Below are 5640 nucleotides of genomic sequence, written 5' to 3'. Positions count from 1 at the left end.
GTTTGATAAACAATCTATAATGAATATAAATAAACTTTTTTAGAAGAAAGTTTAATATAAACTTATTGCTCATTATTATGTAAAAAGAGGCAATATTTTCAGTAATTTATTCAATGAATAAGAGTATAATCCATATGATATTCAAAGAAAAAATTTTGTCTTTAATAAATCTATTATTATAAAAAGTGTGCATAAAACTGTTGTTATTGCGAAGGATTTTTAAGAGTTGGTATTCTTTTTAAAAGGGTAAGGATTCTAGAGAGGTATTTTGTCAAGAAACCCCTTCTTTTGTTTGGCTCTAATCTATTGGAATACTTTTTAGAGCAGTTTTGGTATCGGGTATGAATACGCTATATATTTTGTATAAAGTTTCCAAGAATTTACTTAAAGTAAGTTCTTTAAGCAAAAAATATGAAAGTCTGTGTTGTTTTCCTTGTGTTTTATTTTGATTATTGTATATACTCTATACCCACTATGAAGTTTTTTAATCTTTAAGAAAGAGGCATAAATGGCCCGCGTAACAGTAGAAGATTGTATTGATAAAGTTGATAACCGCTTTGAATTGGTACTTTTAGCAGGTCATCGGGCGCGTCAGATTTCACAAGGGGCGCAGATTACGGTTGATCGTGATAATGATAAAAATCCTGTTGTTGCTTTGCGTGAAATAGCAGAAGAAACGTTGTCGCCTGCTGATTTAAAAGAAGATCTTATTCATTCTCTGCAAAAGCATGTGGAAGTAGATGAACCAGAAATGGCAAATGAATTTATTACCCATTCAAGTGAAGCCGAAAGTGTTTTTAATATATCATCGCAAGAAGAAGGCACTTCATTTGATCATATGTCAGAAGAAGAGCTTTTAGCGGGTATTGAAGGTTTGGTTGTTCCAGAAAAAAGTGACGATTATTAATTGCGGTAATTTATATTACAGGAATAAATAGACCTTATCATTTAAGAGTAGTTATTTTTCTTGTCTTTATTGATAAGATATTCATGTTCAATAAGGATTCGGGGTATGAAAAGATAAAGGATATGCTCGTATGATGCGTCAGTGTGAGCTTGTTGGGCGTGTTAAACGTTACAAGTCTGACGTAGATGAAGCTCTTTTAAACAGAGCCTATGATTATGCAATGAGAAAGCATGCACATCAAAAGCGTGCTTCAGGTGATCTTTATTTTTCTCATCCTTTGGAAGTTGCTGCTATTTTAACGGATATGCGGTTGGATGAGGCAACGATTGCTGTTGCTCTTTTGCACGATACAATTGAAGATACAAGCGCTACACGAGCAGAAATTGATCAGCTTTTTGGTTCTGAAATTGGGAAGTTGGTTGAAGGGCTTACGAAGCTTAATAAGCTTGATCTTGTATCAAAGAAAGCTGTACAGGCAGAAAATCTTCGTAAACTTCTTATTGCTATTTCTGATGATGTTCGTGTTCTTTTAGTCAAACTTGCTGACCGTCTTCATAATATGCGTACCCTTGGTGTTATGCGTGATGATAAGCGTCGACGAATTGCTGAAGAGACGATGGATATTTATGCGCCACTTGCGGGCCGTATGGGTATGCAAGATATGCGCGAGGAATTAGAGGATCTTTCTTTCTTTTATTTAAATCCAGAAGGTCACCGTACGATTACCCATCGACTTTCTGAGTTATTGAAACACAATCGTGATTTGCTTTCCACAATTGAAAATGAATTGACAAAACTTTTTTTGGAAAATGGTATTAAAGCAGATGTTAAAAGCCGTCAGAAAAAATCTTATTCAGTTTTTCGCAAAATGGAAAGTAAAGCACTCTCTTTTGAACAGTTATCAGATATTTTTGGATTTCGTGTAATTGTTGAAACAGTCAATGATTGTTATCGTGCTCTTGGTGTCATTCACACGACATGGCCGATGGTTCCTGGTCGTTTTAAAGATTATATCTCTATACCAAAACAAAATGATTATCGTTCTATTCATACAACAATTGTGGGGCCTTCGAGACAACGCGTTGAATTGCAAATTAGAACGGCTGCTATGGATGAAGTTGCTGAATATGGGGTTGCTGCTCATTCCATATATAAAGAGCATGGTTCTAATTATTCGACTTCAAAGTTGTCAAGCGAAACGAATGCCTATGCATGGTTGCGTCAAACGATACAATCTTTGTCTGATGGAGATAATCCGGAAGAGTTTTTAGAACATACAAAACTGGAACTTTTTCAAGATCAAGTTTTTTGTTTTACGCCAAAAGGTCGATTAATTGCTTTTCCTAAGGGAGCTACGCCTATTGATTTTGCTTATGCTGTCCATACAGATATTGGTGATTCTTGTGTGGGCGTGAAAATCAATGGTCGTATTATGCCTTTAATGACCAAATTAAAAAATGGTGATGAGGTTGATATTATTCGCTCACATGCTCAAATTCCACCAGCTGCATGGGAATTCCTTGTTGTTACAGGTAAAGCACGTTCAGCTATTCGACGAGCAAGTCGTGCAGCGGTACGTAAGCAATATTCGGGTCTAGGATATCGTATTCTTGAGCGTTCATTTGAATATATGGGAAAAAAATTTTCAAAAGACGTTTTGAAGAAAGTTTTATCACGTTTAGCACGTAAAGATGTCGAGGATGTATTGGCTGCTGTGGGGCGTGGTGAGCTGTTTTCCGCTGATGTGATTAAAGCGGTTTATCCTGATTATCAAGATCACCGTGTAGTACAAAAGTCCTCTTTTAAGCCTGGGGAAGAGGGGTGGTTTAATATTGAAAATGCTCAAGGGATGATTTTTAAAGTCCCAGAAAATGAAAAGGATGAAATGATTGAGAATCATCAATCTAAAGCATTACCTATTCGGGGAACCCGTGGAGATATACCCGTACGCTTTTCACCTGAAGGAGCAGTGCCTGGAGATCGGATTGTTGGTATTATGCAGCCAGGGGCTGGGATCATTATTTATCCGATACAGTCTTCGGCTTTGATGGCATATGATGATCAGCCAGAACGGTGGATTGATGTCCGCTGGGATATTGATGCCCAAATGAATGAACGTTTCCCTGCACGGATGAATATTTTGGTTGTAAATAGTCCTGGTTCTTTGGCTGAAATTACGCAAATAATTTCTGCTAACGATGCCAATATCCAGAATTTATCTTGTATCCGTATAGCACCAGATTTTACGGAAATTATGATTGATTTGGAAGTTTGGGATTTAAAACATTTGAATCGTATTTTTTCTCAGTTAAAAAAGGCAGGTTCAGTAAGTACAGTACGGCGGGTTCATGGATAAAAAGAAAGATTTTGCAATGAATACACAAGATGTCATTGATATTTTTAAACAAGCAGATGCTATTCTAGAGGGGCATTTTATTTTAACATCGGGGCGCCATAGTGCGACTTATATGCAAAAGGCGAAAGTATTCATGCATGCTAATTTGACGGAAAAGTTATGTCGTGGATTGGCTGAAAAAATCAAAAATTCTATCGAGGGAAAAATTGATTATGTGGTTGGTCCTGCAATTGGCGGCCTTATTCCTTCGTATGAGACTTCACGTCACCTTGGAGTTCCTTCTCTTTGGGTAGAGCGTGTAAATGGCGTCTTTGAATTGCGTCGTTTTGAAATCAAGAAGGGCGCACGGGTTGTTATCGTCGAAGATATTGTGACAACGGGTCTTTCCATTCGTGAGACTGTTGAAGCGCTCGTTACAGTAGGAGCAGAGGTACTGGCAAGTGCATGTATTCTTGATCGTTCTGGCGGGAAGGTCAATGTTGGAGTTCCATTGATTGCGCTTGCTAAATACGAGATTGCCTCTTATGCTAGTGATAAACTTCCTGCAGCCCTTTCTGTTCTTCCAGCAATTAAACCAGGCAGTCGAAATATTTAATTGTCTTGCTATTTTTTTTGTGCAAAAGATTAAAAAGATTAATTTGGATGATATAAATTATTTTATCATCAAAAGATGTATATTGAGAGTCATATGCTTTTTCGTCGTCGAGAACCAATAGATTTTGTAACGCGTATTCGACTTTGGTTATGGCCACGTCGTTCATTTTCTCGCTCATTTTGCTACATACATAAACGTATTTTGCGTATATCAGCAACACCGCATGAAGTAGCATTAGGGGTTGCTGTTGGCGTTTTTTTAGCGTGTTCCCCTTTCTTTGGGCTGCATATTATTTTGGCAATATTTTTTTCTTGGCTTTTGCGTGCAAACTTTGCTGCCGCAATCATTGGGACGATTTTTTCTAATCCACTCACATTTTTATTGATTGTCATGGCTGATTATAAAGTAGGGTATTTTTGTTTATCACTTTTTAGCGATGTCAAAGAGATTTCTCTTTCGCAAATACGTGCTCTGTTTAATAGTTTGACATTATCAAATCTCTCTCTCCTTTTTAAAGGCGCATGGGACACAATTATGAGTCCTATGATTTTAGGGGGAACTCTTTTAGGTATTGTTTTGGGTGGTTTATCTTATATAGGTGTTTACAGAGCAACGATTCGTTTTAAACAAAAGCGATATCAGAAGATTATAAAAAAGCGCGTTTAAAGGAGCATTCATCGTAGGACAGATCGGGTAATATCTTATGATTGTTGGTCTTGGAAATGATCTTATTGATATACGACGTATTGAGAGGATGTTGGTTCGTTATGGTGAGCGTTTTATCCAACGTATTTTTACGGATATTGAAAGGACTAGATCCGAAAATCTTAAAAAAAGTTCTTCTTCTTATGCAAAAAGATTTGCTGCGAAAGAAGCATGTGCTAAAGCCTTAGGAACGGGAATCGCTTATGGTATCAATTGGAAAGACATGGGGGTAGTTAATTTGCCGTCTGGAAAACCAACAATGCAATTAACAAATTGTGCGCAAGTGCAACTTCAAAAGTTATTACCTCCTCATCATGATGCAGTTATTCATCTTAGCATAACAGATGATTTTCCTTGGGCGCAGGCGTTTGTTATTATCGAAGCACTTCCACGTGGATAGATAGCGTGAGAGATTGTGCTTTTGTTATTTGAATATTATGATAAAAAAGTTATATCTGAGATGAGAAGGCAGTTGGTGATGATCCAAAAAGAGAAAGTGCATAAAAAAGAAAAAAAAGGTGGAATTCTTGAATTTATCTCTGTTTTAATACAGGCTTTGCTTTTAGCAGCGTTTATTCGAGCAATTTTTTTTCAGCCTTTTAGTATTCCTTCCGGTTCAATGCGTCCTACTTTGCTTGTGGGGGATTATCTGTTTGTTTCTAAGTATGCATATGGGTATTCTCGTTTTTCCCTCCCCTTTTCTCCTCCTCTTTTTTCCGGACGTATTTGGGCATCTCAACCTCAACGTGGAGATGTTGTCGTTTTTCGCTTACCAAGTAATCCGAAGATTGATTATATAAAGCGCGTTGTTGGGCTACCAGGTGATCGTATACAAGTTCGTCAAAGTGTTCTTTATATTAATGATGAGGCTGTTTCGCGTCACTTTATGGGAGAGATTGATAATTCTGATATAACAGAAGTGAACTATCCTGTTAAGGTTTATCGCGAGACAATGCCTAATGGTGTTAGCTATGATACACTTGATTTAGCTTTCATCCCAAAAGTTGACGATACAGAAGTCTTTGAAGTTCCTCAAGGACATTATTTTATGATGGGAGATAACCGCGACAATTCAGA

General features: G+C 37.2%; 6 protein-coding genes. All 6 read left to right on the top strand.

The genetic code is table 11. The features are described from left to right. Positions 1 to 508 precede the first annotated feature (508 nt). A complete protein-coding gene (gene rpoZ / locus ACFIO3_RS07890) occupies positions 509 to 907 on the top strand; it encodes a DNA-directed RNA polymerase subunit omega (RefSeq protein WP_375607725.1) in 399 nt (132 codons plus the stop codon). Positions 908 to 1037: 130 nt separating this feature from the next. Next, positions 1038 to 3263: a RelA/SpoT family protein gene (locus tag ACFIO3_RS07885; protein WP_375607724.1), complete on the top strand. Its 2226-nt coding sequence runs from the start codon at positions 1038 to 1040 to the stop codon at positions 3261 to 3263. Between the two features lie 16 nt (positions 3264 to 3279). Then, positions 3280 to 3858: an orotate phosphoribosyltransferase gene (gene pyrE / locus ACFIO3_RS07880; RefSeq protein ID WP_375607834.1), complete on the top strand. Its 579-nt coding sequence runs from the start codon at positions 3280 to 3282 to the stop codon at positions 3856 to 3858. A gap of 93 nt (positions 3859 to 3951) precedes the next feature. Beyond that, a complete protein-coding gene (locus ACFIO3_RS07875) occupies positions 3952 to 4524 on the top strand; it encodes a DUF2062 domain-containing protein (protein ID WP_375704286.1) in 573 nt (190 codons plus the stop codon). Positions 4525 to 4561: 37 nt separating this feature from the next. Next, positions 4562 to 4963, top strand: coding sequence for a holo-ACP synthase (acpS, locus tag ACFIO3_RS07870; protein ID WP_375607722.1), 402 nt, complete (start codon positions 4562 to 4564; stop codon positions 4961 to 4963). A 78-nt stretch (positions 4964 to 5041) separates the two neighbouring features. Next, a partial coding sequence (gene lepB, locus ACFIO3_RS07865) for a signal peptidase I (protein ID WP_375704285.1) occupies positions 5042 to 5640 on the top strand: 599 nt, incomplete at its 3' end.

Source organism: Bartonella sp. AD328YNZD, assembly GCF_042196425.1.
The sequence above is the reverse complement of the archived record's forward strand: the minus strand, read 5'-3'. Positions and strand labels throughout refer to the sequence as shown.